At 51.5% G+C, this 23517-nt stretch carries 22 protein-coding genes, 3 tRNA genes and 1 riboswitch; of the genes, 5 read left to right on the plus strand and 20 right to left on the minus strand.

Annotation, left to right across the window (positions count from 1 at the left end; genetic code table 11):
- Positions 1–342: 342 nt before the first annotated feature.
- Complete coding sequence (locus tag QMF38_RS06075; RefSeq protein ID WP_058094060.1) at positions 343–780, minus strand: OsmC family protein; 438 nt, start codon at positions 778–780, stop codon at positions 343–345.
- Positions 781–920: 140 nt separating this feature from the next.
- Complete coding sequence (locus QMF38_RS14800; protein WP_157057185.1) at positions 921–1193, minus strand: IS3 family transposase; 273 nt, start codon at positions 1191–1193, stop codon at positions 921–923.
- Here QMF38_RS14800 and QMF38_RS06080 point away from each other — a divergent pair.
- Positions 1181–1555, plus strand: coding sequence for a hypothetical protein (locus QMF38_RS06080; RefSeq protein ID WP_058094061.1), 375 nt, complete (start codon positions 1181–1183; stop codon positions 1553–1555). The genes QMF38_RS14800 and QMF38_RS06080 overlap by 13 nt on opposite strands.
- Before the next feature lie 87 nt (positions 1556–1642).
- Here QMF38_RS06080 and QMF38_RS06085 read toward each other — a convergent pair whose 3' ends face one another.
- The 8 genes from QMF38_RS06085 to QMF38_RS06120 all read right to left on the minus strand — a co-directional run bounded on the left by QMF38_RS06085 (position 1643) and on the right by QMF38_RS06120 (position 10728).
- On the minus strand, positions 1643–1792 hold the full coding sequence (locus QMF38_RS06085; protein ID WP_157057180.1) for a hypothetical protein: 150 nt from the start codon (positions 1790–1792) through the stop codon (positions 1643–1645).
- A gap of 304 nt (positions 1793–2096) precedes the next feature.
- Positions 2097–2777 carry a respiratory nitrate reductase subunit gamma gene (gene narI, locus QMF38_RS06090; protein ID WP_058094062.1) on the minus strand — a complete coding sequence of 227 codons (681 nt, stop codon included), beginning with the start codon at positions 2775–2777 and terminating at the stop codon, positions 2097–2099.
- A gap of 44 nt (positions 2778–2821) precedes the next feature.
- Positions 2822–3484 carry a nitrate reductase molybdenum cofactor assembly chaperone gene (narJ, locus tag QMF38_RS06095; RefSeq protein ID WP_058094063.1) on the minus strand — a complete coding sequence of 221 codons (663 nt, stop codon included), beginning with the start codon at positions 3482–3484 and terminating at the stop codon, positions 2822–2824.
- Positions 3484–4980, minus strand: a complete 1497-nt coding sequence (narH, locus tag QMF38_RS06100; RefSeq protein WP_058094064.1) for a nitrate reductase subunit beta — start codon at positions 4978–4980, stop codon at positions 3484–3486. The genes narJ and narH overlap by 1 nt, the downstream gene beginning before the upstream one ends.
- Positions 4970–8656: a nitrate reductase subunit alpha gene (locus QMF38_RS06105; protein WP_281758923.1), complete on the minus strand. Its 3687-nt coding sequence runs from the start codon at positions 8654–8656 to the stop codon at positions 4970–4972. The genes narH and QMF38_RS06105 overlap by 11 nt, the downstream gene beginning before the upstream one ends.
- Before the next feature lie 70 nt (positions 8657–8726).
- Positions 8727–8999, minus strand: a complete 273-nt coding sequence (locus tag QMF38_RS06110) for a hypothetical protein (protein ID WP_058094066.1) — start codon at positions 8997–8999, stop codon at positions 8727–8729.
- Positions 8971–9465 (minus strand): hemerythrin domain-containing protein, encoded by a 495-nt coding sequence (locus QMF38_RS06115; RefSeq protein ID WP_058094067.1) that lies wholly within the window; start codon positions 9463–9465, stop codon positions 8971–8973. Before QMF38_RS06115 ends, QMF38_RS06110 begins: the two co-directional genes overlap by 29 nt.
- Positions 9466–9525: 60 nt before the next feature.
- Positions 9526–10728 carry an MFS transporter gene (locus tag QMF38_RS06120; protein WP_058094068.1) on the minus strand — a complete coding sequence of 401 codons (1203 nt, stop codon included), beginning with the start codon at positions 10726–10728 and terminating at the stop codon, positions 9526–9528.
- Between the two features lie 465 nt (positions 10729–11193).
- On the opposite strand from QMF38_RS06120, the gene QMF38_RS06125 reads away from it, so the two are divergent.
- The 4 genes from QMF38_RS06125 to QMF38_RS06140 are packed head-to-tail and all read left to right on the plus strand — an operon-like array spanning position 11194 to position 12909.
- Positions 11194–11445 carry a hypothetical protein gene (locus QMF38_RS06125; protein WP_058094069.1) on the plus strand — a complete coding sequence of 84 codons (252 nt, stop codon included), beginning with the start codon at positions 11194–11196 and terminating at the stop codon, positions 11443–11445.
- Positions 11442–12233 (plus strand): class I SAM-dependent methyltransferase, encoded by a 792-nt coding sequence (locus QMF38_RS06130; protein WP_058094070.1) that lies wholly within the window; start codon positions 11442–11444, stop codon positions 12231–12233. Before QMF38_RS06125 ends, QMF38_RS06130 begins: the two co-directional genes overlap by 4 nt.
- 21 nt (positions 12234–12254) lie before the next feature.
- The gene (locus QMF38_RS06135; protein ID WP_058094071.1) at positions 12255–12560 is read left to right on the plus strand and encodes a hypothetical protein; all 306 of its coding nucleotides are present in this window, start codon (positions 12255–12257) and stop codon (positions 12558–12560) included.
- Positions 12561–12600: 40 nt separating this feature from the next.
- Positions 12601–12909: a Rieske (2Fe-2S) protein gene (locus tag QMF38_RS06140; RefSeq protein WP_058094072.1), complete on the plus strand. Its 309-nt coding sequence runs from the start codon at positions 12601–12603 to the stop codon at positions 12907–12909.
- 200 nt (positions 12910–13109) lie between these two features.
- Here QMF38_RS06140 and QMF38_RS06145 read toward each other — a convergent pair whose 3' ends face one another.
- The 10 genes from QMF38_RS06145 to QMF38_RS06190 all read right to left on the minus strand — a co-directional run bounded on the left by QMF38_RS06145 (position 13110) and on the right by QMF38_RS06190 (position 23459).
- Positions 13110–13757 carry an AarF/UbiB family protein gene (locus QMF38_RS06145; RefSeq protein WP_058094073.1) on the minus strand — a complete coding sequence of 216 codons (648 nt, stop codon included), beginning with the start codon at positions 13755–13757 and terminating at the stop codon, positions 13110–13112.
- Between the two features lie 360 nt (positions 13758–14117).
- Positions 14118–14192, minus strand: a tRNA-Thr gene (locus QMF38_RS06150).
- 13 nt (positions 14193–14205) lie between these two features.
- Positions 14206–14282, minus strand: a tRNA-Met gene (locus QMF38_RS06155).
- 54 nt (positions 14283–14336) lie between these two features.
- Positions 14337–14429, minus strand: a tRNA-Ser gene (locus tag QMF38_RS06160).
- 65 nt (positions 14430–14494) lie between these two features.
- Positions 14495–15601 (minus strand): HAD family hydrolase, encoded by a 1107-nt coding sequence (locus tag QMF38_RS06165; protein WP_058094074.1) that lies wholly within the window; start codon positions 15599–15601, stop codon positions 14495–14497.
- Between the two features lie 12 nt (positions 15602–15613).
- Positions 15614–16693 (minus strand): 3-phosphoserine/phosphohydroxythreonine transaminase, encoded by a 1080-nt coding sequence (serC, locus tag QMF38_RS06170; protein WP_058094075.1) that lies wholly within the window; start codon positions 16691–16693, stop codon positions 15614–15616.
- Positions 16694–16759: 66 nt separating this feature from the next.
- Positions 16760–18349 (minus strand): phosphoglycerate dehydrogenase, encoded by a 1590-nt coding sequence (serA, locus tag QMF38_RS06175; protein WP_006446799.1) that lies wholly within the window; start codon positions 18347–18349, stop codon positions 16760–16762.
- A gap of 64 nt (positions 18350–18413) precedes the next feature.
- Positions 18414–18496, minus strand: a riboswitch (ZMP/ZTP riboswitch).
- Positions 18497–18651: 155 nt separating this feature from the next.
- On the minus strand, positions 18652–20322 hold the full coding sequence (locus QMF38_RS06180; protein WP_281758924.1) for an ABC transporter substrate-binding protein: 1671 nt from the start codon (positions 20320–20322) through the stop codon (positions 18652–18654).
- 278 nt (positions 20323–20600) lie between these two features.
- The gene (locus QMF38_RS06185; protein WP_058094078.1) at positions 20601–21836 is read right to left on the minus strand and encodes an endo-1,4-beta-xylanase; all 1236 of its coding nucleotides are present in this window, start codon (positions 21834–21836) and stop codon (positions 20601–20603) included.
- Positions 21837–22220: 384 nt separating this feature from the next.
- Positions 22221–23459 carry an aspartate kinase gene (locus QMF38_RS06190; protein ID WP_058094079.1) on the minus strand — a complete coding sequence of 413 codons (1239 nt, stop codon included), beginning with the start codon at positions 23457–23459 and terminating at the stop codon, positions 22221–22223.
- Between the last annotated feature and the right edge of the window lie 58 nt (positions 23460–23517).

The raw sequence follows: 23517 nt of genomic DNA on the forward strand, positions 1-23517 counted from the left end.
CGTCCGGGCGAAGTCTCCAGTTAATCTCCGAGCGCTCCGAAGATTGAAGTGACTCTACCAAAACGCGATAGGCTTCCAAACCAAACTCTTCTTGATATCTGGCCAAATCATTTCGATTGCGCGGAGAAACAGCGTTTGTCGATCGCAATCCGATTTTGCGGTCACAGAGACTGTCGCGTGCTCTGTGCCGAGCAGAAAATGCTCTCGAACCTTTAAGCTATATCCCCTCTTCCTTACGCTCGACTCAGCAACGCCCTACCACCTGTCTATGAATGGCAGTCGAGAAAACACGGCAAAAAAGCATCGCTACAACCACTACCCCCGAAAGTCCACGGGGAACATTTACTTGACATCAACTTTCCCGACGTCGTACGAAACATTTCCTGCAATCGCCTTTCCAATGAAGCAATCATCTCGTGCTTGCGTCGCGACGCGTGCGTACTCTTCGAATCTAGACTGGTCCGCACCAAAAATCATAGGTGAGACCCGTAATCGCGAAAACTTGGCCTGCGTGGGATAATCCGTTACTTCCCCTTCAGCTGTAATCTCCAGCTCTTCGACTGGTAGGCCAGCCTTTTTCAACAAACGAAACAGCGTTCCACTATAACAGCTTGCAACGGCTGCGATGAGGAGTTCCTCTGGGCTTGTTCCAACGCCCTTTCCCCCCATTGATGCCGGGGCAGAATAGACAACACCATCTTCGGCCAGGGTTACTACTCCTTCGCCATCTCTTCCCATACCACGCCATTTTAAATGTGTAGAAAATTGTAAGTCTGCCATCGTAGTTTACGCCTCCTATTCATACGGAGTATATTCCTTTCGCCCAAATCAAAGTGTGCGCTGCCGCACTATCGAGCGCCAAAGAAAACTAGCCACTGCCGTAGGACTGCTACCTACCCACCAAGAATACCCTGAGAAATCTAGATCGTATTGAACCCGACTTTGTCAAGACAGAGGAGATGGCTTTTAAGAGAGAGATGGTAGACTTTCAAGTCAGACCGTCTAACGCTAAGTTCTATTGCATTTTCCAATTTCTTATTCCAATGGCGAGCGATACTTAGTGCGGAATGAGAGCGGTCCGTGTTGTAAAAATGGATGTACGACTGAACCGCTGCTTTAGCCTCGGAAAAGCTGCTGTATTCCTGTAGCCGACCTCTTCTTCTTTCAGAGACCGGAAGAAATGCCCGATGTATTCGTCAGCATCAGGATTGTTGTAGCCCGTCCGCCCGTGGTTGATTTGGCAGGCTTTCATCGATTCGATGAACCGGCGACTTGTCATCTGGCAATCGTTGTCCATTCGCAATTTCAATCCGGCACCTTAAACGCCGTGCGGGAAGCGATAGTTCAGCGCCATATCCACAGCCTTCAGCAGGTACTCTGTACGGCAAAGCTGGGAAAACGAGTAGCCTATAATCTCGCGCTCACAAGCGTCAATCACAGCTATTCGTATGTGGGGAATTCTTCGCACGGTTTTTGGATCCACTGTTTGACCAGAGCGTCCTTGTCCACAGAAGGTCTGTTCGGATTTGGCGCAGGCGGCTTCAGCAATCTGTAACAGTACGTCCGGTTCAGCCCTAATGCTTTACAATCACTGGGACCCGAAACCCTTCCTTAGCGAGCTGAGCAACCAAAGAACGGCTGCTTACTTCCGGCCCCAGTTCGAGTTTTTTCGCAACACATCGATTTCCATAGCCTGCTCGCCAATTTGACTCACGGCTTCCTGCAACCACTTTCCCAACTCCTGCTCCCTGGTAGAAGCAGCTGACTGAAGCCCTGCTCGTCCGCCAGTCATAAATGCGTCACGCCACTTGTAATACAGACTTGGGCCACACCATGCTATCGGCAAACCTCGCTTATATTCGCCCCGGGAACCATCCCTTCCAACACAATGTCGCCCACTTTCCAATTACGCCCTAGCATGAGTCAAACACCTACTACGTCTATTTTACCTTACGCCATCTGTCTGGGTCGGCTACGGGACCAATATAGATGACATCCCTCTTCGTTGTAACCCATATCACGTCACACCAGTAACAATCCAGCTCAGGCTACAGTGGCTGAGCTGGATTGATGAAATGCCATCTTTGAACTTGAAATCATTCGTGTACACTGTACCGTTTCCGATATTGGATAGGCGGCCTTGCAACGTAACCAACTGGCGCACTCCACACATGCACTAGGCGTGTAAAAGGAATCGAAGCCAATAGAATGAACGACGCCACGATATGCACCTGGAGCAATACAGGGACTGTGTGCATCAAATTCGGGTTTGGATGAAGCAGAACAATATCTCGAATCCAAGGACCCACTGTCGTTCGGTATTCATAAGGACCGACAACATTGTTATAACCCACAGTTTGCATTACACCAAGTCCAATGACAATCCACAATAAACCCAGACAGATAAAGTCAGATGGCGTGGAGTTATGTCGTACACGCTTATTCACAATGCGTCTTATTAAAAGCAGTGAACAGCCAACAAACGTCACAACGCCAGCTAAACCACCGATTGTATCCGCAAGTACGTGGTGATAAAACTCCGTTGAAATGTGGAAAAATTGATACACCGATATGGGAATGACAAGCCCCATCACGTGTCCGCCAATGACGGCCAGCATCCCAAAATGGAACATGAGACTGCCTGGACGCAGCAGGCGCTTTTCAAGAATTTCACTCGATTTTGATCCCCAGCCTTTCGGCCGATAAACGAAGCGAAAAATAGAGCCTACAATCATCAAACAGAGACACATATATGGAAAAATAACCCACAGAAACATTTCCGACGCCTCTTTTCATTCACCATGAGCACTTCCCACGTCCATCAGTCGTAAACCAACGGGTACGGCATTGGAAGCGCGTCATCATGATCTGCTGACAATGCGCACGGGGCTGTAAGCGTTGGCTGACTTTGTTGCACGGTGCTTGATTCATCAAACCTTGCTGTTCGCTGTGATTCACTCGGAAGAGATAGCGCCGCTAAAGTGAATAAGCTTCGATACGGGTGTTCATCTTCCAATCGACCTTCAATTGCTTTGCAAACGATGCCTACACGATACTTCAATTCGTGAAGCATTTCGTCATCGTCCGCTTCAGCAAATAGCTCAAACAACGCCGGCAAGTAATCCGGTAACTCACCCGTTTCAATTTCGTACCCCATGACTCGTAAAATCATGTGTAGCTTGACAAGTGCAGCACCTCGTTCACGACTCTCCCCTAACTCGTGCGCGGTGAGATAGAGGGACGTTTTTTCGTTCATGTCAAACGCATTCACATAAACTTTTGCTAACTCTGGCAACGGCAGATGGCGCAAGTTATTTACGGATTTCGCCATATCGACGTCTAACGCATTGAGCGAAACGTCAAGTGCATCCGCTAGCAATCCTTCAAACGCAGGGTGATCCGGATAGGAAAGCAGCACTGAGAGAATCTTCCAACGTGTTTTCGAGCGTACTTCTTTGCTCGTTTGTGTAGCTGTCTCGAACATCAGAATTCACCTCGCTGGCCTGCGCCAACAGGTGACACGATACCTTCTGGTGGCGCAATATCTTCAAGACTGCAAGCACCTTGTGCATAACCAAGGTCCGGTGTCGTTTCGCGATTGGCTGTTGGAATCACGAAACGCTCGTCGTACTTTGCAACACCAAACAATCTCGCCATCGCTTGCACCTGTTCCGTGGTTAAGTCGATTTGCTTGAGTAACTGACTCCCGTCGAGATCGTCAATGTTTTTTGCGCGCATGTACGCACGCATTGATGCAAGTTTTAATAAGGCCTTACGAACAGGTTGAACATCGCCAGCCGTGAGGATGGATGCCAGATATTCGACTGGAATGCGCATTTGATCCACCGTCGGTAGATAGCCGTCGACACTAAGATGCTCCTCATTTTTGACCATGCTCATCATTGGGCTCAAAGGTGGTACATACCACACCATCGGCAACGTCCGGAACTCAGGATGCAGTGGCAATGCGATTTTCCATTCAACCGCCATTTTGTAAACAGGCGACCGTTGTGCAGATTCAATCCAAGCGTCAGAGATTCCGGCTTCTTTGGCCTTTTCAATCACTTCCGGGTCAAACGGGTCCAAAAATGCTTCCAACTGTGCTGAATACAGATCTTTCGGGTCTTCAACGGAAGCAGCTGCGCGGACTTTGTCCGCGTCGTACAACAGCACGCCAAGATAGCGGATGCGGCCAACGCACGTTTCTGAACAAATGGTCGGCAGTCCAGACTCAAGCCGTGGATAGCAGAAATGACATTTTTCTGCCTTGTGCGTGTTCCAGTTGAAGTACACCTTTTTGTACGGGCATGCACTGACGCAGAACCGCCAGCCGCGGCATGCATTTTGGTCTACTAAGACAATGCCATCTTCATCGCGTTTATAGATGGCGCCTGATGGACACGCGGCAACGCATGCCGGATTTAAGCAGTGTTCGCAAATACGCGGCAGGTACATCATAAATGTCTGCTCATAAGCGAATCTCACGTGCTGTTCAATCTGGTCAAAGTTTGGGTCGGTCGGTGCAATTTCCGATCCGCCCGCTAAATCATCATCCCAGTTTGGACCCCACACAGGCTGATTCATAAAATCGCCTGTGAGAAGAGAACGCGGCCGAGCAACGGGTTGATGCTTTTTCTTTGGACTGTCAATTAAGTTTTCGTAGTCATATGTCCACGGTTCGTAATAATCGTCAATCGTTGGCAAATCCGGGTTATGAAAGATATTGGCTAGCTTCTGGACTGCGCCGCCAGCACGTAACTGGAGCTTGCCGTTCTTTAAGCGCCATCCACCCTTAAACTTTTCTTGGTCTTCCCAGCGCTTTGGGTATCCCGGACCTGGCCGTGTTTCGACGTTGTTAAACCAGGCGTATTCGACACCGGGGCGGTTTGTCCAAGTATTTTTACAGGTAACACTGCACGTGTGACACCCGATACATTTGTCAAGATTCATCACCATTGCAACTTGCGCCTTAATCTTCAAGCCAATTCACCTCTTTAAGTGGTCGTACAAACGTCATAACATCACGTTGGTGTCCTGTCGGTCCGTAGTAGTTGAAACCGTAACTGAGTTGTGCATAGCCGCCAATCATGTGTGTCGGCTTCGGAATAATGCGTGTCACGCTGTTGTGCGTACCACCTCGGTCGCCTGTGATTTGACTACCAGGTACACCGACGGTTCTGTCCTGCGCGTGGTACATCATCGCAATGCCCATGGGTAAACGGTAAGTCACCACCGCACGCGCGGAAATAGCACCGTTGCGATTAAACACTTCGACCCAATCGTTATCCTTGATGCCAATTTTCTTCGCATCTTCTTCGCTCATCCAAATCGTCTGTCCACCGCGGAACAGCGTCAACATCCGATGGTTGTCGCTATAGGTTGAATGAATGCCCCACTTCTGGTGTGGCGTCAGATACCGAACCATCACCGTCTGACCTTCGCCAAGCGTTGCAGCATCTTCATCTGCAAATGGCATAATGCCAAGTGCCGGACGATAGAGCGGGAGAGTTTCGCCAAAGTCGTTCATGACTTCGTGGTCGACATAGAAGTGCTGGCGACCCGTTAAGGTGTGCCATGGAACCTTGAATTCCACATTGACTGTGAATGGAGAATAGCGTCGCCCTTCTCCTTCAAGCCCGCTCCAGACTGGTGTCGCGAACGATAGCCGCGGTTGCGCGGTGATGTCTGCAAATGTATAGGCTTCTTCGTGACGTCCTGCCGACACATCTTTCAAATTGAGACCCGTTGTTTGGCTCAAGGCCGTCCACTCTTCCACAGCACGGTGTCCATTTGTCGCACCAGACAAAGTCAAAATCGCCTCTGCCACCTGAATTTCAGTGTGAATTTGCGGCCGCTGTGCGCCAAGCACCTCGCGGCTGCCGTTTCGTTTCACGACGTCTTCGTAGGCATGCTCGCCGGAAATCGAAATCCCTTTTGCGCCGTATCCTTTCTGGGATAACGGGCCGAGTGTCGTCATTTGATCAATGAGGTTTGGGTAATCGCGCTTCACAATTGTGATTTTTGGCATCGTCCTTCCAGGGATTGCGTCCACTTCACCCTTGCGCCAATCACGCACTCTCCCACCCACATTTGCGAGTTCATCGGCTGAATCATGCGCGAGTGGTGACATGACAATGTCGTCGCAAGCGGGCAAATGGTCCTTTGCAAGTTTTGAAAACGTCTCTGCAATCGAGCGAAACGCAACCCAGTCGGTCCGCGTTTCCCACGGTGGTGAAATGGCCGGATTAAAGGGATGGATAAACGGATGCATGTCTGTCGAACTGATATCGTGCTTCTCATACCACGTTGCCGCAGGCAAGACGATGTCCGAATAAAGTCCGGTACCTGTCATCCGAAAATCGATATCGACGAGCAAATCTACTTTGCCTTCAACCGGCGCATCTCGAATGACAATGTCGGACGGTTGCCAAGATGCCTTTTCATCAGCCAACACGTGGCCACTTGCGCCTAAAAGATGTTTCAAGAAATACTCGTGGCCTTTACCGCTCGATCCCAGCAAGTTCGACCGCCAGACAAAAAACACACGCGGGAAGTTGTCCTCGTTGTCCGGATCTTCGATTGCGAATTGGATATCCCCACGTTTCAACTGCTCAACCACCCACGACACAATTTCCTCGTTCGTCGTCGCACCGTGCTCTTTCGCCTCGTTAACGACAGACAACGAATTTTGCGTCCATTGCGGGAACGATGGTAACCATCCAAGTCGCGCAGCCATCGCGTTCATATCCGCTGGATGCATCTCGTGAAAACGCGATGCTTTCACGGGTGAACCCATCGTGCGTGTGTCTAACTCTTCATACCGATATTGATCCGTCGCAAAGTAGAAGAACGAGGTGCCATTCATCTGTCTCGGGGGACGCACCCAGTCAGTTGCAAACGCGATGGTGCTCCAACCCTCGAGCGGACGTACCTTTTCCTGACCCACGTAATGCGCCCATCCGCCGCCATTGACGCCTTGGCAACCCGTCAAAAGCACTAAGTTGATAATTGCCCGATAAATCATGTCACTGTGGTACCAGTGGTTCGTCCCAGCGCCAAGTGCAATCATCGACCGACCTTGAGTCTTTTCTGCGTTGTCAGCAAATTCTCGAGCGATTTGAATGACATCTTCCCGCCGTACGCCGGTAATCGCTTCTTGCCAAGCCGGTGTGTAAGGTGAAGATGCGTCGTCAAAATCGACCGGATAATCACCGACGAGTCCGCGCGAGACACCGGTATGCGCCATCAACAAATCAAGTACAGTCGTAACTGCCACTGTTCGATTATCGGTCGTCGTCACGTACTTCACCGGAACATGCCGTGACAATACGGACGGTTTGTTGTCGCCGAAGTAAGGAAAGCGAATCGGCAAGGTTGCGTCGGCTTGGTGAATAAGTGTTAAACTCGGCGAAAGCGGTGTGCCGTCATCACTTTCCATCCGAAGGTTCCATTGTTGCGATCCGTCGTATCGATAGCCGAGACTCCCTTTTGGCACCGCCAGTGCATTCGTCGTTTCATCCCAAACGACTGTTTTCCAGTCGCCCTGCGCGATAGATGCGTCGAAATCCGCTGCGTGCAAAAATGTACCGGCTGCGTAGCCATCTTCCGTTTCGTCGATTTGTACAAGAAACGGTAAATCCGTGTATTGTTTGACGTATTCTGCAAAGTACGGTGTCTCTTTATCGACATAAAACTCTTTCAAAATCACGTGTGTCATGGCCATTGCGAGTGCCGCATCGGTTCCTGCTTTTGCTGGGAGCCACTTATCGGCAAACTTGATGTACTCAGAGTAGTCTGGGCTAACCCCGACGACTTTTGTGCCTTTATATCTCGCTTCAACCATAAAGTGTGCATCTGGTGTACGCGTCATCGGTAAATTGGTACCCCAGATGATGAAGTAGCCCGCGTTGTACCAGTCCGCAGACTCCGGCACATCCGTTTGGTCTCCCCAGATTTGTGGGGACGCCGGCGGTAAATCCGCATACCAGTCATAAAAGCTGAGAATCGTGCCACCAAGAAGTGACAAAAATCGCGATCCGCCCGCATAACTCACCTGTGACATCGCCGGGATCGGACTGAAGCCAACAACCCTGTCTGGGCCATACTTTTGAATCGTGTGAATGATTGCAGCTGCGATAATTTCTGTTACTTCATCCCACGAGGTCCGGACGAAACCACCTTTCCCGCGAGCAGATCTATACGATGAACGCCTTTCTTTATCCGACACGATGTTACGCCATGCTGTGACCGGATCATTGCCTAAATCTCTTTCGTGGCGCCAAAGGACCAATAGTTCGCTACGAATGTATGGATATTTGACACGTGAGGGGCTGTACTCGTACCACGAAAAACTCGCGCCACGAGGACAACCTCGCGGTTCGTATTCCGGTACATCCGCACCAAGCGACGGGTAGTCGGTCTGCTGTGTTTCAAACGTGATAATTCCGTCCTTTACGTGAATCTTCCAACTGCACGAACCCGTACAATTTACCCCGTGTGTCGATCGAACCACTTTGTCAAAACGCCAGCGATTCCGATAGATTTGCTCCCAATCCCTTTTCCCTGCTGTCGCTTGCGACCAGTTTTCATTAAATGTTTCCGAGCGACGACGTAAATGATTTAGTCCATTAAACAGCGATTTGCGCCGATTTTCCATTGTTTCCATCCTCTCTATGCGTGCGAAAGCGTAAGACAGTGCTTTATTAAGATTAGATTTCGTGTGTGTATCAGACAGGTCGGTACTGTTCTCCGGCAATCCGAAACGCATTCACACTTTCCTGTAACTCGTTGAGAAAGCTTTTCCAATCTGGTACGTTCGACGCGACGAGAATGAGGCGTTCCAAGGACGTAGCATCACTCATTTTCATGATAAATGCCTTGGCATTAGGCGGGACTTCTCCGAAACGAATTCGCAAAATTGCAAGTAGATCTTCCTTGTCGGTCTCTAGTGCAAACTCGCGAAACTGTTCCTCAAACTGGTTGTTGTAGTTGGCGTTCAAGCGGTTCACTCTCCTCCAAGGTTTGTTTGACATCGTTTGTTCGTAAAGCCTGCCCGTCGAGCAAGCATCGTTCTTCGTCGCGGCTATGTATTTCGTTCACCCACAGTAGTGCGTCTAAACGAAACGAAATGGCCCGGCTATCGAACGTGTGTGACAAAAGTTGTTCGAGTTCGGCGACAAGGTTGCGCATTAAATCGTGATCGCGAATCAATTGCGCAATTTCCTCGGCACGATGAGGCATTGCCTCGCGGCATTCTTGGTAAAAACCGATTTCTTCGTCCGCCGCATGGCGAAGCGTCCGTGTTTTCCAGTGATCGAGGATGGCTTCAGCGAGTGCAACGGCGCGTTCGCTGTCCCCTTTCTCCACCAGGTGGTGGAACAATACCGTCATCTCCTGTGCCTCGTGAAACGCTGCTTCGTGTATCGCGTGGTGCGCATCTAGTTGTTTCAATGCCGGACCTGACAAAATAAAACCTCCTTGATACCTTCATCGTGATGACTTATGTGTTCTCAACATACATAAAACTCAAGCAGCGACACGTACCCTTTTCGTCGGCGCGCTTTTCCTCGTGCGGTACTGGATGAGTAGAACAACCAGCGCAATCACGCAAGAAAGTGCAAGGAACAACATACCGACCAAGTAACTACCTGTTGCTTGTTTCAGAGCACCCATGACAAGCGGAGGGAAAAATCCACCCATACCACCGATGGCACCAATGATGCCGGTTGCCTTCCCAGTTGTATGTGGGAAATAGGTTGGCACCAACTTGAACACTGCACCGTTGCCGATACCAAGCATGATAGAAATGACTAATGCAGCAATCGTCGCGACAGCCATATTCGCCATACCAAAGCCGAATACAGCGGCCATGATTGCAATTACGGCAAATGTCATGATGAGCAAGTTCTTTGGTGCAATCTTATCTGCGAGATAACCACCGACAGGACGCAACGCGGTAGCGAGCACAACAAAGCCTGATGCACGAAGTCCTGCACTGACTGGCGGCATGTGATAAATGCTCTGTAAAAGTGTCGGGAGATAATTGCCAAAAGCAACGAACCCACCGAACGTAATAAAATAGAACATGGATAAAACCCATAGGTTTGAGGTGGTCCAGAAACCTTTGGCGTCTAGTTTCATGGCGTTTGCTTGATTTACGGTAGGCTCTAATGTTGCCTTTTCGGATTTCGCGTCTCTCGTGAACAGCCACAAGCATGCAGCCATGATGAGCACTGGGATAACTAATACGCGTGCCGTGTTCGCAAAGCCAAGATGTAAGAACATCACGGGGATGGAGAAACCAGCGACCGCAGTACCAATGTTACCAAGTGCGGTAATCCCCAGCACCAAGCCTTGTTGTTTTGGAGGATACCATGCTGAAACGTGGCCAATGCCGACTGCGAATGACGTTCCGGCGACGCCCAGTAGAATCTCCCAAAACACAAACGTGCCGAAGTGATGTGCAAATGAAATTCCGAACAACGGAATGACGAGATAAACCATTAAAACAGTGTAAACAATTCGACCGCCAAATCTGTCTGTCAGCATGCCAATTGGAATGCGGAAGAGTGAACCAAGAAGTACGGGTGTTGCTACGAGTATGCTTTTGTCAAACTCACTAAGATGCATGGCCTTGGTCATCTGTGGTGCAACTGGGGAAATCATGGACCACACTACAAAGGAAACAATCATTGCAACCATCGACATCATCATGACGGAACGTCGCATCTTGCAGTCCTCCATTCGAAAAAGAGAAGGCAAAGTGCCAGTGGTAGAACTATATCTTAGATGCAATTATTGCGGCAGACACGATGGGACCATCTCTGAACTGAAACGTACTAGTCTCTTCAGACTAGGACCGACGCAATGGGGCCCTCCAATCGTCTAGGCTTTGGAAACAAGTCCACTCACTCCTTCCCGTGATGTGCGATCTTCGGATGTCGGATTAGTTCAGCAGGGCCATGAACCCTCGTCCTTCCGGACTCCCTCAATTCGTGCGGTACAAAATAACGTCCCCCCATGACGGGCGACGTGTGCGCTAAATCACACCTTTATCCGAAGCAAAGGTGTTGTCACAAACTGTTCTAGTTTCACGTGAGCATCGGTCACCGTGACGCTACTCACAGTGGCAAACACGAGATCCGCGTACACTGACACAGTAGTTAGTAGATGGAAGAGAGGAAGTGCGAGCAGATGAGGATTCGGGAACATTTTCTCCTTGGTACAGAACAGGCGACGATTTCAGTGACGGCAAAAACCGACTGCGAGCGGCCAGCGCTGTTCCGTCACGCCGTGGACAGCATCCTCACCAGATATCAAGAAGAATTCGGCGTGGACGCGTGTCAGGCCCTAGTCCAGTCGCTGAAATCGACGAAGCGCCCGGACATCAACTGGCGGCTTCGGCCTGAGGACTCGTGTTGGAACCACGTGGAGGGATCGCGATGAAAATCCCAAACTTCAAAACTGAACAAGGCAGCATCCTGTACAAGGACACCGTCGGCAGGCTGATCTCGCCGCGCGTTGCGGGTATCCTGCTCGAACAGGCACAGTTTCAATTGGGATATCTCAATGCGAGACAAGTTCTCGATCTCGGCTGCGGGCCCGGGACTCTCACACTCCCGCTTGCCGTTGGAAACCCGGAGCTCGCTATCACTGCCGTGGACGCTTCCAAGTCGATGGTTGGTCTCGCCGCTGCTGAAGCCGCAAAGCTTGGCGTTTCAAACATCCGTTTTGCACAGATGGACGCAGGTCACATCTCGTTAGCTCCTGGTTCCTTTGACCTCGTCCTCTGCAACCTGGCATTTCCCTTCTTCCCAAGGCCGGAACAGAGCATGTCTGAGGTCTTTTCTGTCCTTCGCCCCGGAGGCGTAGCCTGCTTTACCGTGCCGGGCCGAAAGACGTGGGGTGAATTTTTCGAAGTGGCCGCTGCCTCCCTCGGTGACATGATCAGTCTCGCGAGGCCGTTTCTCGTCAAATTTTCGCAGGCGGATGCGCTTCCCGATGCCATGCACGCGGTCGGCTTCGAGCAGGTCGCACAGCAAAAAACACTGCTTCCTTTTTCCTTCGCGAACGGTCAGGCCGTTCTCGACTTTTTTGGAGAGCTGTTTCATTTGCTTGACTATGCGACGCCGGACATGAAGTCGGAGATCGCGGATGCGATTGACCGGGACCACGCAGACGGATTTACGATGCACTACGAGGCAGTTTTGCTAACAGCACAGCGGCCGTCGTAAAGGTGTAGAGGGGGACGAAGCATGTCTGTTTGCAAATCAAGCGCCACAACTGTCCGCTTCAAGCTGGTTTGGCATGACAGCGAATTGGCGCACTTGACGACTTATCTGAACGCGTACTTCGAACGAACTGCAGACTGGACGAATGCTGTGCAGGACATGCCGCTTGAGTACAAGCGGGATCGGCCGTACGCTCGGCTTGTCGCAAACGGAGACTTTTATGTTGAAGCCGGCTGGCGGATCGACCATTTTGCGCTGGACTGCGGCGGTCAGCCTGTTCTGATTGCGGTCGATGACGAGGGAAATCGGTCATACTACCCACTACCATGAGGAACACAGAATAGTGTTTGAACGAAGGAGGAGACCCGAGATGGCATGGGTGTCAATTGCAGATGAGTCGGAGATCGCTGTGGGAGATATGAAATACTTTTCCGCTCTAGACGTACCAGTGACCGTGTACCACCTCGAAGACGGCTGGTATGCGACGTCGGATGTTTGCACGCATCAGGACTGTTCACTTTCTGAGGGGGAGATCGAAGAAAACGAAATCGTCTGCTGGTGCCACGGCGGGGCGTTTAACATCCGCACTGGAGAGGCCACGCGGATGCCGTGCGTGATTCCGGTAGAAACCTTTGCAGTGCGCATCCGGGAAGGACGCGTCGAAGTCGATGTGGAATGACCCTCTGGTGGAGGGTCACCGAACCACCGATATGATGCCAAGCACCAACACCGTTACGCCAGCCAGTGAAATAACTGCTATGAGCAGTCTGTTCAGCCAGCTAGGCAGTAAACGCGCTCCGTTTCCATGAAACAGCGGACCGTGACTTTCTATCCAAACTCCCCTCCGGTCTCTGTTGAGATTCGCGACCCCGGGACAGCTTAAGCGCGAACTGCGGACTCCCCGGCAGTGCCCATCAGGATTGGCAGCGCATGCTCTGACATCACACCGAGCCAATCCGTTTCATTCGGCGAAAGCTCAGTCAAAACGGACTTCAAGAGGCCCAGACACCGTATTAACAGCATATACCGCGCCTGGAGTCGAAACAACTGCTGTGACCGCAGGCGACGGATGAGGTTGGCATTTAGTCGTCCGGTAACCGGACCAATGTCGCGCAGCCACTCGGCAGGATTGACCTCTGCTGGCAAGTAACCCAACTCCTGCAAATCTTCAACAACACCGAGCGCATCTCTGAGAAAAACGCTCTGAATCAAGCGGCGAAAGGTTTTCCGTTCCGCTTTGCTGTACTCTGCCACCATACCAAAGTCGAGCAGAGCCAACTTGCCGTCTGTTTGTACGAGTGAGCTTCCAGGATATAGATCGATGTGAACAAAACCCGTTTCGAGAATTTGCTTCAGGTAGACCTGAAGCAACGTGTTCCGTACTTTTACCGTGTCCACATGCCAGTCCTGCAGTTGCGCACGATTCCCCACATTTGCACCTGTGAGGAAGGTGACGTCCTGTAGCAGTCCACCCAGTCCACCACAAAGCACACCGTCTAACCACTCGAAACCCAACGGCTGGGTCATTGTTCCGAGCACAACTGTCAGTTCACTGACCCTTCCATCATGGTGCAATATGGTATATGAGCTGCAAATTCTATCGCATGTCGATTTGCGAACAGGCCCAAGTGAGTACGGGAAGCCCTATTGTCGTGTGCCGCCTACTTAACCACATCGTTATATCTGCTTCATGCACTAGGCCAGGATAGCCAAAGCTTGACCTCAAAAGCGCGGAGATGCACTATCCTACAATCGTATAAACCGCGCTTATATCCCATTTTCTTGCAGGCGCACCTGAGCCACACCAAATACTAAAAATCGGGGTTTTTGCGATCCGAATTCCAGATCGAAAAACCCCGAAAAGCCGGTCTTTGCGGCATTTCATTATGGAGCCACCTGTCGGATTCGAACCGACGACCTGCTCATTACGAGTGAGCCGCTCTACCCCTGAGCCAAGGTGGCATCTGTTTTGGTTTGGTAGCGGCGGAGGGATTTGAACCCCCGACACCACGGGTATGAACCGTGTGCTCTGACCAACTGAGCTACGCCGCCATCCTCTACACAGAGTTGTTCGGCCAGCGAAGACACTGGCCGAACCATAAACTTTGGCGGAGAGAGTGGGATTCGAACCCACGAGACGGTTTTACCCGCCTACACGATTTCCAATCGTGCTCCTTCGGCCAACTCGGACATCTCTCCACAACTGTCCTCGCGTATCGCGCGACAGTTGATATATTAACACGGATCTTTAGGATTCGCAAGACTTAAAACAACGACTTAATACCCAACACGTTTTCGAAGATATAATCCGCACCCAGGCGCTCGAACTTCGGACGTGCCCCTTCTCCTTCAAGCCCTGTCAAGACCGCTGCAAACGAAGCACCAAGGCGTTGTGCGGCAAGTCCATCCGCAATCGAATCGCCTACAATGAGTACCTTGTCCTTCATATCGAATAAAGGCAATTCGCAAGCCAGCAAGCTTTCCACATCGTGATCGCCCGTCAATGAACGCAGATAAGAGAACGGATGCGGTTTCGACAGTGGCCGCGCCGAGGGACATTGCTCCTCCGCTTCAACGACATCAGAAGCGGTGGTGACGTGCGCGAGATCGAAATGCTGCAGCCACCCGAAGTGTGTGAGTGGTACATGAGTTTCGATGCGCGGCCGTCCTGTGGCAACGCCCATCGCAATACCCTTTTGCTTCAACTCGGTAAGCAATTCCGAAAATGCGTCCGGGGGGACGATGGCGTACTCGCTCGTGAGAAAACCTTGTTTACCTGTCGTTTTGCCCGTGTAGCCATCCCCCAAGTACCACTCCTGAAAAGTGGCTTGTCCGATGTTCCAGAGATCGTGCGGATCGCCACCGGAGCAGTGCTGGGAAAGAGCCTTGGCCGCCGCATCCATGAGCTCAGCCCGCGAGTGGCAGCCCGCATACAAAGTGTCATAAGCGTCCCAACGGACAATGTGCTCAATTCCATTTGCCCGTGCAGCGTCGCCGATTGCTTGCAACGCTTCGACAGTCCATCCGCCAGTCAACGCGCTCGCTATTTGCATGGCAAACGCGCGATCACTGACACTTTGTCGCAGGAGTGCGTCTAATTCAGCGACGAAGACAAAATAAACCATGTCCCAATTTGCGTTCACACCCACGTTTTTGAGGCGCTCGAGTACCTGATCGCGCTGAAAGACGTCCTTGCGAATCTGGCCGATCACGCTGTCATCCGGCGCCGGAGAAAATGCCGGCGAGATCGAACGCAAGCCAAGGAACGATGTACTGGTCAACAATTCGTGCACCGTGAGTGCAGAAGCATCAAAATACCGTTCCTCGCTTAACATGACGCCATCGATATCGAACAAAACCGTCGTATACATCCAAAACCTCCATCAGCCATTGCGGCGCGCAAAATCTTGCATAAACTCAGCGAACCGCAGAGCGGCTTCAACAGGTACCGCATTGTAGAGCGAGACGCGCACACCACCCACGGTGCGGTAACCCTTGACGCCCACGAAACCGCGCTCTGCAGCTTCTGCCAAGAACGACTTCGTCAACTCGTCACTTGGGAGACGGAACGTGACGTTCATTTCAGAACGAGCCCGCTTTTCCGCATGTCCGAGGTACAGATTCGGATGTGTATCGATCACGTCATACACAGCAGCCGCCTTTTTCTGGTTGCGTTCGACGATCCCGGCCAAGCCACCGGTCTCCTCCACCCACTGCAAAACGCACGACATGACATAAATCGCGAAGGTCGGCGGCGTGTTATAAAGCGAATTCGCTTGCGCATGAGTGCTGTACTTCAGAACGGTCGGAACATCGCTGTTTGCCGTTTGTAAGAAATCATCGCGAACGATCACGACGGTGACGCCGGACGGTCCGATGTTTTTCTGAGCACCTGCGTAGATCAGCGCAAAATCCTCCACCCGGACAGGCCGCGACAAGATGTCACTCGACATGTCCGCAACGAGAGGCGCCGTGGTCTTTGGCAACGCTCGCCACTGCGTCCCGTAAATGGTATTGTTCGACGTAATATGAACATACCGCAACGACGGGTCATCTCCTGCAATCGATGTAGGAATGTCCCGATAACCGCCCTGTTTGGCCCAATCGTCGATCAGCAACTCGCCGTAGCGCCCGGCTTCATCTGCCGCCTTCTGCGACCATGATCCGGTCAACACGTATAGTGCCTTCTCGCCCGGTTTCAGAAAATTCATCGGCAACATCGCGAATTGCAAGCTCGCGCCGCCTTGTAAAAACAACACCTGATAGCCATCAGGGATGCCAAGCAGTCGCCGCAGGCGTGTTTGGGCATCGTTGTGAATGGCTTCATACTCCGCGCTACGATGGCTGAATTCCATGACGCTCATGCCCGTCCCGCTGTAATTGGGGAGCTCTGCTTGAATGCGCTCGAGTACCGGCAACGGTAAGGCTGCTGGCCCTGCGTTAAAGTTGTCCGCTCGTTTCACGAACTCCACTCCTCTATCTGTCGTTCTTACCACACGATACGACCGGTCTATCGACCGCCATCGGACTTACAGTTCAATCGCACGCACCATGCGGATTCCATCATGGGAAGCAATCTCGTCGATCACGTTGTTTGGCACGCTCTTGTCCACAGTGAGCAGCATAACCGCCTCGCCGCCCGTTTCGCGACGTCCCACCTGCATACCGGCAATATTGATTTGTGCATCGCCGAGCAACGTCCCAATGCGCCCGATCATACCAGGCTTATCTTCATGCCGCGTATAGACCAAGATGCCCTCAATTGGCATGTCGATGGGATAGCCGTCAAGTTCGACAATGCGCGGCCCAGATTCGCTGTACAGGGTGCCAGAGACACGGTGGCTACCCGCGTCGGTGGCAAATGAAATGGAAATCTCATTCGTATACACGCGCCCGCGCGACTCACGTACCTCTTGCACGCGCAAGCCAGCATCCTCCGCGTAGCGCAAAGCGTTGACGTAGTTCACTTCACCGCTGTATTGGAAGCCGAAAAAGCCCTTAAGTACCGTGCGCGTCAAATATCCGCCATCTGGATCAGCCGCATCGCCTGCGTATGTGACTGTCATCTGCGACGGCGCTCCTTGTGCGAGTTGCGCGGCAAACAAACCGAGTTGCTCCGCAAGAGCCAAATATGGCGCCAAGCGCTCTTTCTGTCGCGGGCTTAGACTCGGGAGATTGACCGCATGTTCGAAGGTGTCATCGCGAAGAACCTGGACAATTTCCTCCGCCACTTGAATAGCTACGTTTTCCTGTGCCTCAACGGTCGAGGCGCCAAGATGTGGCGTCAGGATTACATTCTCACATTGACGCAACGGATGATCTAAAGCGAGCGGTTCACTCTCGAACACGTCAATGGCCGCACCTGCTACCTTGCCAAGCCGCAAAGCATCCGCTAACGCACGCTCATCGATGATGCCGCCCCGGGCACAGTTGATAATCCGCACCCCTTCTTTCATCATCGCTATCTTCCCTGCGTCGATCATGTGGTGCGTCTCTTTTGTTAGCGGTGTGTGGACTGTGATAAAATCGGCTGCTCGAATGGCCGAATCGAGATCCGATTTTTGTACACCGAGGCTCTGTGCCCGATCTTCGGTCAAAAACGGATCGTACCCTAGCACCGTCATGCCAAAGACCTTGGCACGCTTTGCCACTTCCGTGCCAATGCGACCCATTCCAAGAATGGCGAGGGTCTTTCCGCGAAGTTCGACGCCCACCCACTTTTTTCGATTCCAGTTGCCCGCGAGCAAGTCCCGATTGGCCGCCGGAATGTGGCGTGCAAGGCTGATCATCATGGCGAAGGTGTGTTCGGCGGCGGCAATTGTGTTGCCGTCCGGCGCATTAATGACGAGAATGCCACGGCGCGTGGCAGCCTCGAGATCGATATTGTCGACACCGACACCAGCTCTGCCAATCACCTTCAACCGCTTCGCAGCAGCAATCACCTGCTCTGTGACAGTCGTCTGCGAGCGGACGACGAGTGCGTCCGCGTCTGCAATCGCAACAAGCAACTCAGATGGAGAAAGTCCCGTCTGGACATCGACAGTGGCATCAGGCAAGGTCGACAACACATCAATACCAGCGCTTGAAATGTCATCCGTTACAAGAATTTTCGTCGTCATTCGAATTCTCCTTACCACTCCGGCATGTACAGCAACGGCCGCTGAGACTTTTACGCAGAACGCGTCAAAGTGCCCAGGCGGCCGGCAACTGTATACATCGCACTCCCCTGTGGTCATTCCCACAATCCGCCAGTCATGCGACGTCCGTGTCTATCTGTACTCTCAATGCAACGATGAATCAAGAATAACACATGCGCTCACTTTCGCACAATACAGACTACTGTGGACCACTCGGATTCAACATGGGCAACGTGCATGAAAAAGTAGGCCGCGTCTTGGGCCTGCTTATAGCCATAAAGGGCTCAGTGTACTGGGTGCAGGTGCATGACCGTGATAGCGGCACCCTCGTAATTCCAGATTGATGGAGAGATATACGCGTTACTGGCCGATGGCCAATTCGTGTACTTGCTTGTGTTGTATTCATACCATGTCGCGCCATACATCAATGGAATGGTCGGCAATTGTTCGGCGACGATTTGCTCCACCTTATAGATGTCCTGTTTCTGACGAGCCGCGTTGGTCGTCTGAGCGAAATCTTCCAAAGCCTGATTTACGCCCGGGTTGTTAAACTGCATCCAATCGGCGTCTCCATGCGGATCGTAATTTTCCTGGTACACATAGTATGGATTTGGACCACCATAGGCTGCATTGATGGCCAATTGGAATTGATGGGACGAGAGTTGCGTTTGGTAAGCACTGTCCGTGACCTCGTGGACGTTGACCTGGATACCGACCTGCTTTAACTGGTTTGCGATGAGCGCAGCATCCGTGTCTTCGTCCGACCACCCGGATACAACAATCAGGGTAAAGCTGAGCGGTTTCCCACTCGGAGAGACAAAAATACCTTGAGCGTTCTTCTTATAGCCAGCCTTCTTCAACAAGGCGACAGCTCCGGCGGGATTATACGTAAACGATTTGTCCTGTGCCGGCAAGTTTGGATCTTGCCAAGAGCTCATGTTATAGGGAACGGCATCAGGTTCCGCCGGCTTGTCATAGCCATATTCGCCTTTGGTTGCAAGAACATTACGATTGATAGCCATACTCATGGCTTGCCGAACGACGGTCTGGCTTAAGAGAGGGTTTTTCAAATCAACGGACAAATTGAGGGTGACGCCAAGCGGGAACCAGTAATGGTTGTTCGGACTTTTTGCGGCGTAGGCCTGCTGGATACCGGGCATGAACACGGCGGTCCAATCGATTTGGCCTTGAATCATAGCCAGGTTCGCACTTTCATTAGAGTTGAAAGACGGGAAATTGAGCTCTGGAACAGGTGGTTTACCTCGATAGTAATTGGCGTTCGCCTTCAGCTTGTAATCTTGTGGAGAGAATGTGTCGAGAACATAGGGACCCGTGCCAATCGGTTTCGTGACGGTTACTTTTGTCGGATCGGTGATCTTGGACCAAATGTGTTCCGGCACAATGTACGTCCCTAAGACATACTCCAGACCAAACGGGATATTAGGGTGTTTAAATGTGAAGACCACGGTATCTCTACCCTTCGCAGCAACACTTGCAAGCTGCGTCCACACGCCGTTGGTGTCTGCCGAAGAGTACTTCTTCAATAAGTCAAAGGTGAAAACTACATCCTGTGACGTAAATGCCTGTCCATCTGTCCATTTCGCCTTCGGGTTGAGCGAGACGGTTAGGGTCTTATTGCCATTGCTCCATTTGTAGGAATCCCCCAGAACACTCCACATCTTCCCGGTCTGCGTATCATAGTAGAACAGCGTTTCATAGATGAATCCAAAGGTACCGTAGTCACTGGTGACCGCAAACGGATTAAAATTGTCCGCAAACGTTCCAGATGGAGTTGGTACAATCGTCAATGGTTGCCCTTGGCTCACGGCTGTCGATGCAGCCTTCACCGGTGCCACCGAAGCTGCTGCCGACTGTTGTGACGAACAACCAGCAAGTGCGCTGATACACCCAAGTGCAAGAACTGCAGAAACGCCTTTCTTCCAGGTAACCGTCATCACAATCCCTCCCAAATCATTGAAACCAGTAGAACGGTCCGTCTCTCACGGCTATCCAACGATGAACGAGAAGCGGGAACTCAGCGGAAACTTTATGACAGGAAGCATTCAGCGGTACAGAAGGCGACCGTTCAACAGCTTGAAGGTGGCTCACCTCCTCAAAGAGCGCATCTCATGAACCAAACCTCATGTATACGCTTTCCTTTAACTACAATGTGGATAGTCAAGTCGCATGCAGATCCCCCATGCTGTTTCACGCAACAGGAGACAACAGCTATTTAGATAACCAAGTCGAGATGGCCATCATTGCCTGTCAAACGGAAGCGCGACACCTTGTCTTGACAAACGAGTTCATAGTCTCCGAGAAACCCTTCGACAAGTGCCGCTCCATTTCCGTCCGTCTTTATCACGCATTCTGTGTGCCAGTCCTTTGTAATCAAGCGCTTAAGCACGTCATAGGACGGTTTTGGACTATTATCCTTTCGGATCAATCCTGCTGGCGCTCCTAGCCAAGCCCCGTGGTCACTAAACGACCAAGACGTAATGGCTTGCACCTGCGGATGTTCAAATAAAATCGTATACATTTCTTCAACTTCTCGCGCCTGACGTTCCTCGTACTCGGGTGTCGACGGCCATTCCGCAATCTGATAATCATTCAGATCCTCAATTTCAGGCGGCATCAAATGGCCGGATGTCAATGTGTTCTCTGTGAAATGAATAGGAACCCCAAAGTGCGAAAACCGCTCCAAAACTTCTTCGAGCTTCTCTCGCCCCCAATAACCTTGGTGTTGATGTGACTGGATTCCAATCGCGTCAATCGGAACCCCTGCATGGAGGCACCCGTCAATCAAAATCTCGTAATTCGTCGTCGTATTAAAATCATTTAATAGTAATGTCGCGCCGGGATTAGACGCCTTGGCCGCTGCAAAGACCTGTTTAATCAGTTCAATACGCCCAAGTTCCTTACAAATCCGGGTGATTCCATTGTCATACTTATCAAAGATCGGCATAATCACAACTTCATTGATCACGTCCCACATGTCGATGACGCCTTGGAAATTCGACACCTCTCGCTCAATTCTGGAGAGTTGGGCACGCAAGATTTGCTCGTTACTCATGTCCAAAAGCCATGGTGCTGTAACCGTATGCCAACAAAGAGGATGTCCTTTGACAATCACGCCCTTTTGCTGTAGCCATTCGGCAGCCCGCTTTAACGCCTCTGTCTGCGGCTTACCTTGTTCAGGCTCAAAACGCCCCCAATAAAACGGTAACGTGGCAAAATTGAATACCTCTAAAAATCTACTGATTTCCTCTTCCAAAAACGTAAGCTTCTCTTGCGGAACGCTTTGATTGACAAAAGGAACAACATCAAATATCCCGGCACCAAACAAAAAACTGTGGTTGATCTGCCGAACCCGTACCTCTTGATCCGCGATAGCAACCCCAGATCCATCGACGAGTCGAATGACACGCTTTCCCATACGATGTGCAAGACGATCATTCACTTGCTTCATGGAACCATGTCCCCCAATCCCTGCTCCCGCTTCAGGTACGCGGTTTCGTTCCATTCCCATTGGCAACCGTGTAACCGTTTACCCCCCCAACAAAATGCACATGTATTTGTTCGTCGAACAAACTTATGTTATGTCTATGATAAGTATTCAAACACGTCGACTCTATATGACCAATCGTAAAAAAATAGTCTTAATCAATTGTTTATTGAACTGAACGAACAGGCTCCGTTTGTTCGCTCATTTAACCTCCCCACAGCACGAGCGATAACCCTCCCCACCCCGATGATGTCGGGTCAATATAGGCGTTCATGAAAAGAACATCAGCCATCCCCGGCAAGTGCCAAAGATGGCTGATGTGGTCGCGAAACCGCTTTTGGTTTTGCCTTATACGTTGGTCAACGGCGTCACCATATCTGCTTCGATGAAGGTCTTGTGCAGCGCCTGTACTGCCTTTTCGACCAAATCTGCAGGGATGACACACGAAACCTTGATCTCCGATGTGCTCACCATGTGAATCGGCACCTGTGCGTCGCGAAGCGCAACAAACATCTGCGCGGCCACGCCCGGATTGCTAATCATGCCCGCACCGACGATGGACACTTTGGCAAGGGGTGCCTCGCGTTCAATTTTGCGAAACCGCAAGCTTGGCTGCAATGCCGAAACAACTTCTACGGCGCGACCGAGATCGGACTCATTCACCGTAAAAGACACATCAACCGCGACTTCGTCGACGACGCTTTGGACGATCACGTCGACATTCACGCCATTTTCCGCCAAAGACGAGAAAATCGCCGCCAGTGCGTGCTCCTCAAGTGGCACCCCAACAACTGCCAACCTTGCAACATGCCGTTCAAACGCAATGCCGGTCACTACGCGCCGGCCTTCCATCCGATTCTCTGTCATTGCCACGACGTTCGTTCCGTCCCCTTCCGTGAAACTAGAGCGCACGACCAACTGCACCGCAAAATGTTTGGCGTTTTCTACCGCGCGTGGATGCAAAACCTGGGCACCAAGGTTGGCCAACTCCAGCATTTCATCATATGAAATGTCATCCAACTTCTTTGCATTGGGTACGACGCGCGGGTCCGTCGTGTAAACGCCATCGACATCCGTATAAATTTCACAAACGTCCGCACCGAGTGCCGCAGCTAACGCCACTGCCGACGTATCCGATCCACCGCGGCCCAGCGTCGTCACCTCACCGTCGGCGATTCCCTGAAATCCCGTCACAATAGGCACAGTTCCGTTCGCAATCAAGTTTTGCAAGACCCTTGTATCGATCTGCGAAACACGCGCGTTGCCATGAACCGGTTCTGTCGCAATCCCTGCTTGCCATCCTGTGAGCGACTTGGCCTGTATGCCCATCGTCAACAACCGCATGGCGACCAAGGCTGCCGACACTTGCTCGCCTGTTGCAAGCAATTGATCCATTTCGCGCAGATCTGGGCTGTCGGCCAACTCGGCCGCCAAGTCGACCAATGCATCGGTGCTGTGCCCCATCGCCGACACCACGACGACCACAGCATGTCCCGCGCTCGCGGTAGACGCAATTCTATCCGCAACGGCGCGAATCCTCTCCGTGGATCCGACCGATGTGCCGCCATATTTCTGTACGACCAGCACGTTTCTCCACTCCCTGTTTCAAGCTACCCAACTATTTTATCTATCATACCGTACAACT

This window comes from Alicyclobacillus hesperidum subsp. aegles (genome assembly GCF_027923525.1).
GTDB classification, from domain to species: Bacteria; Bacillota; Bacilli; order Alicyclobacillales; family Alicyclobacillaceae; genus Alicyclobacillus; species Alicyclobacillus aegles.

Excerpts from the sequence above, each read along its gene's own strand:
- QMF38_RS06075 (WP_058094060.1), bottom strand. The coding sequence starts at position 780 with ATGGCAGACTTACAATTTTCTACACATTTAAAATGGCGTGGTATGGGA.
- QMF38_RS06080 (WP_058094061.1), top strand. The coding sequence starts at position 1,181 with ATGCCCGATGTATTCGTCAGCATCAGGATTGTTGTAGCCCGTCCGCCC.
- QMF38_RS06085 (WP_157057180.1), bottom strand. The coding sequence starts at position 1,792 with ATGACTGGCGGACGAGCAGGGCTTCAGTCAGCTGCTTCTACCAGGGAG.
- narI (WP_058094062.1), bottom strand. The coding sequence starts at position 2,777 with ATGTTTCTGTGGGTTATTTTTCCATATATGTGTCTCTGTTTGATGATT.
- narJ (WP_058094063.1), bottom strand. The coding sequence starts at position 3,484 with ATGTTCGAGACAGCTACACAAACGAGCAAAGAAGTACGCTCGAAAACA.
- QMF38_RS06105 (WP_281758923.1), bottom strand. The coding sequence starts at position 8,656 with ATGGAAAATCGGCGCAAATCGCTGTTTAATGGACTAAATCATTTACGT.
- QMF38_RS06120 (WP_058094068.1), bottom strand. The coding sequence starts at position 10,728 with ATGCGACGTTCCGTCATGATGATGTCGATGGTTGCAATGATTGTTTCC.
- QMF38_RS06125 (WP_058094069.1), top strand. The coding sequence starts at position 11,194 with ATGAGGATTCGGGAACATTTTCTCCTTGGTACAGAACAGGCGACGATT.
- QMF38_RS06130 (WP_058094070.1), top strand. The coding sequence starts at position 11,442 with ATGAAAATCCCAAACTTCAAAACTGAACAAGGCAGCATCCTGTACAAG.
- QMF38_RS06135 (WP_058094071.1), top strand. The coding sequence starts at position 12,255 with ATGTCTGTTTGCAAATCAAGCGCCACAACTGTCCGCTTCAAGCTGGTT.
- QMF38_RS06140 (WP_058094072.1), top strand. The coding sequence starts at position 12,601 with ATGGCATGGGTGTCAATTGCAGATGAGTCGGAGATCGCTGTGGGAGAT.
- QMF38_RS06145 (WP_058094073.1), bottom strand. The coding sequence starts at position 13,757 with ATGACCCAGCCGTTGGGTTTCGAGTGGTTAGACGGTGTGCTTTGTGGT.
- QMF38_RS06165 (WP_058094074.1), bottom strand. The coding sequence starts at position 15,601 with ATGTATACGACGGTTTTGTTCGATATCGATGGCGTCATGTTAAGCGAG.
- serA (WP_006446799.1), bottom strand. The coding sequence starts at position 18,349 with ATGACGACGAAAATTCTTGTAACGGATGACATTTCAAGCGCTGGTATT.
- QMF38_RS06180 (WP_281758924.1), bottom strand. The coding sequence starts at position 20,322 with ATGACGGTTACCTGGAAGAAAGGCGTTTCTGCAGTTCTTGCACTTGGG.
- QMF38_RS06185 (WP_058094078.1), bottom strand. The coding sequence starts at position 21,836 with ATGAAGCAAGTGAATGATCGTCTTGCACATCGTATGGGAAAGCGTGTC.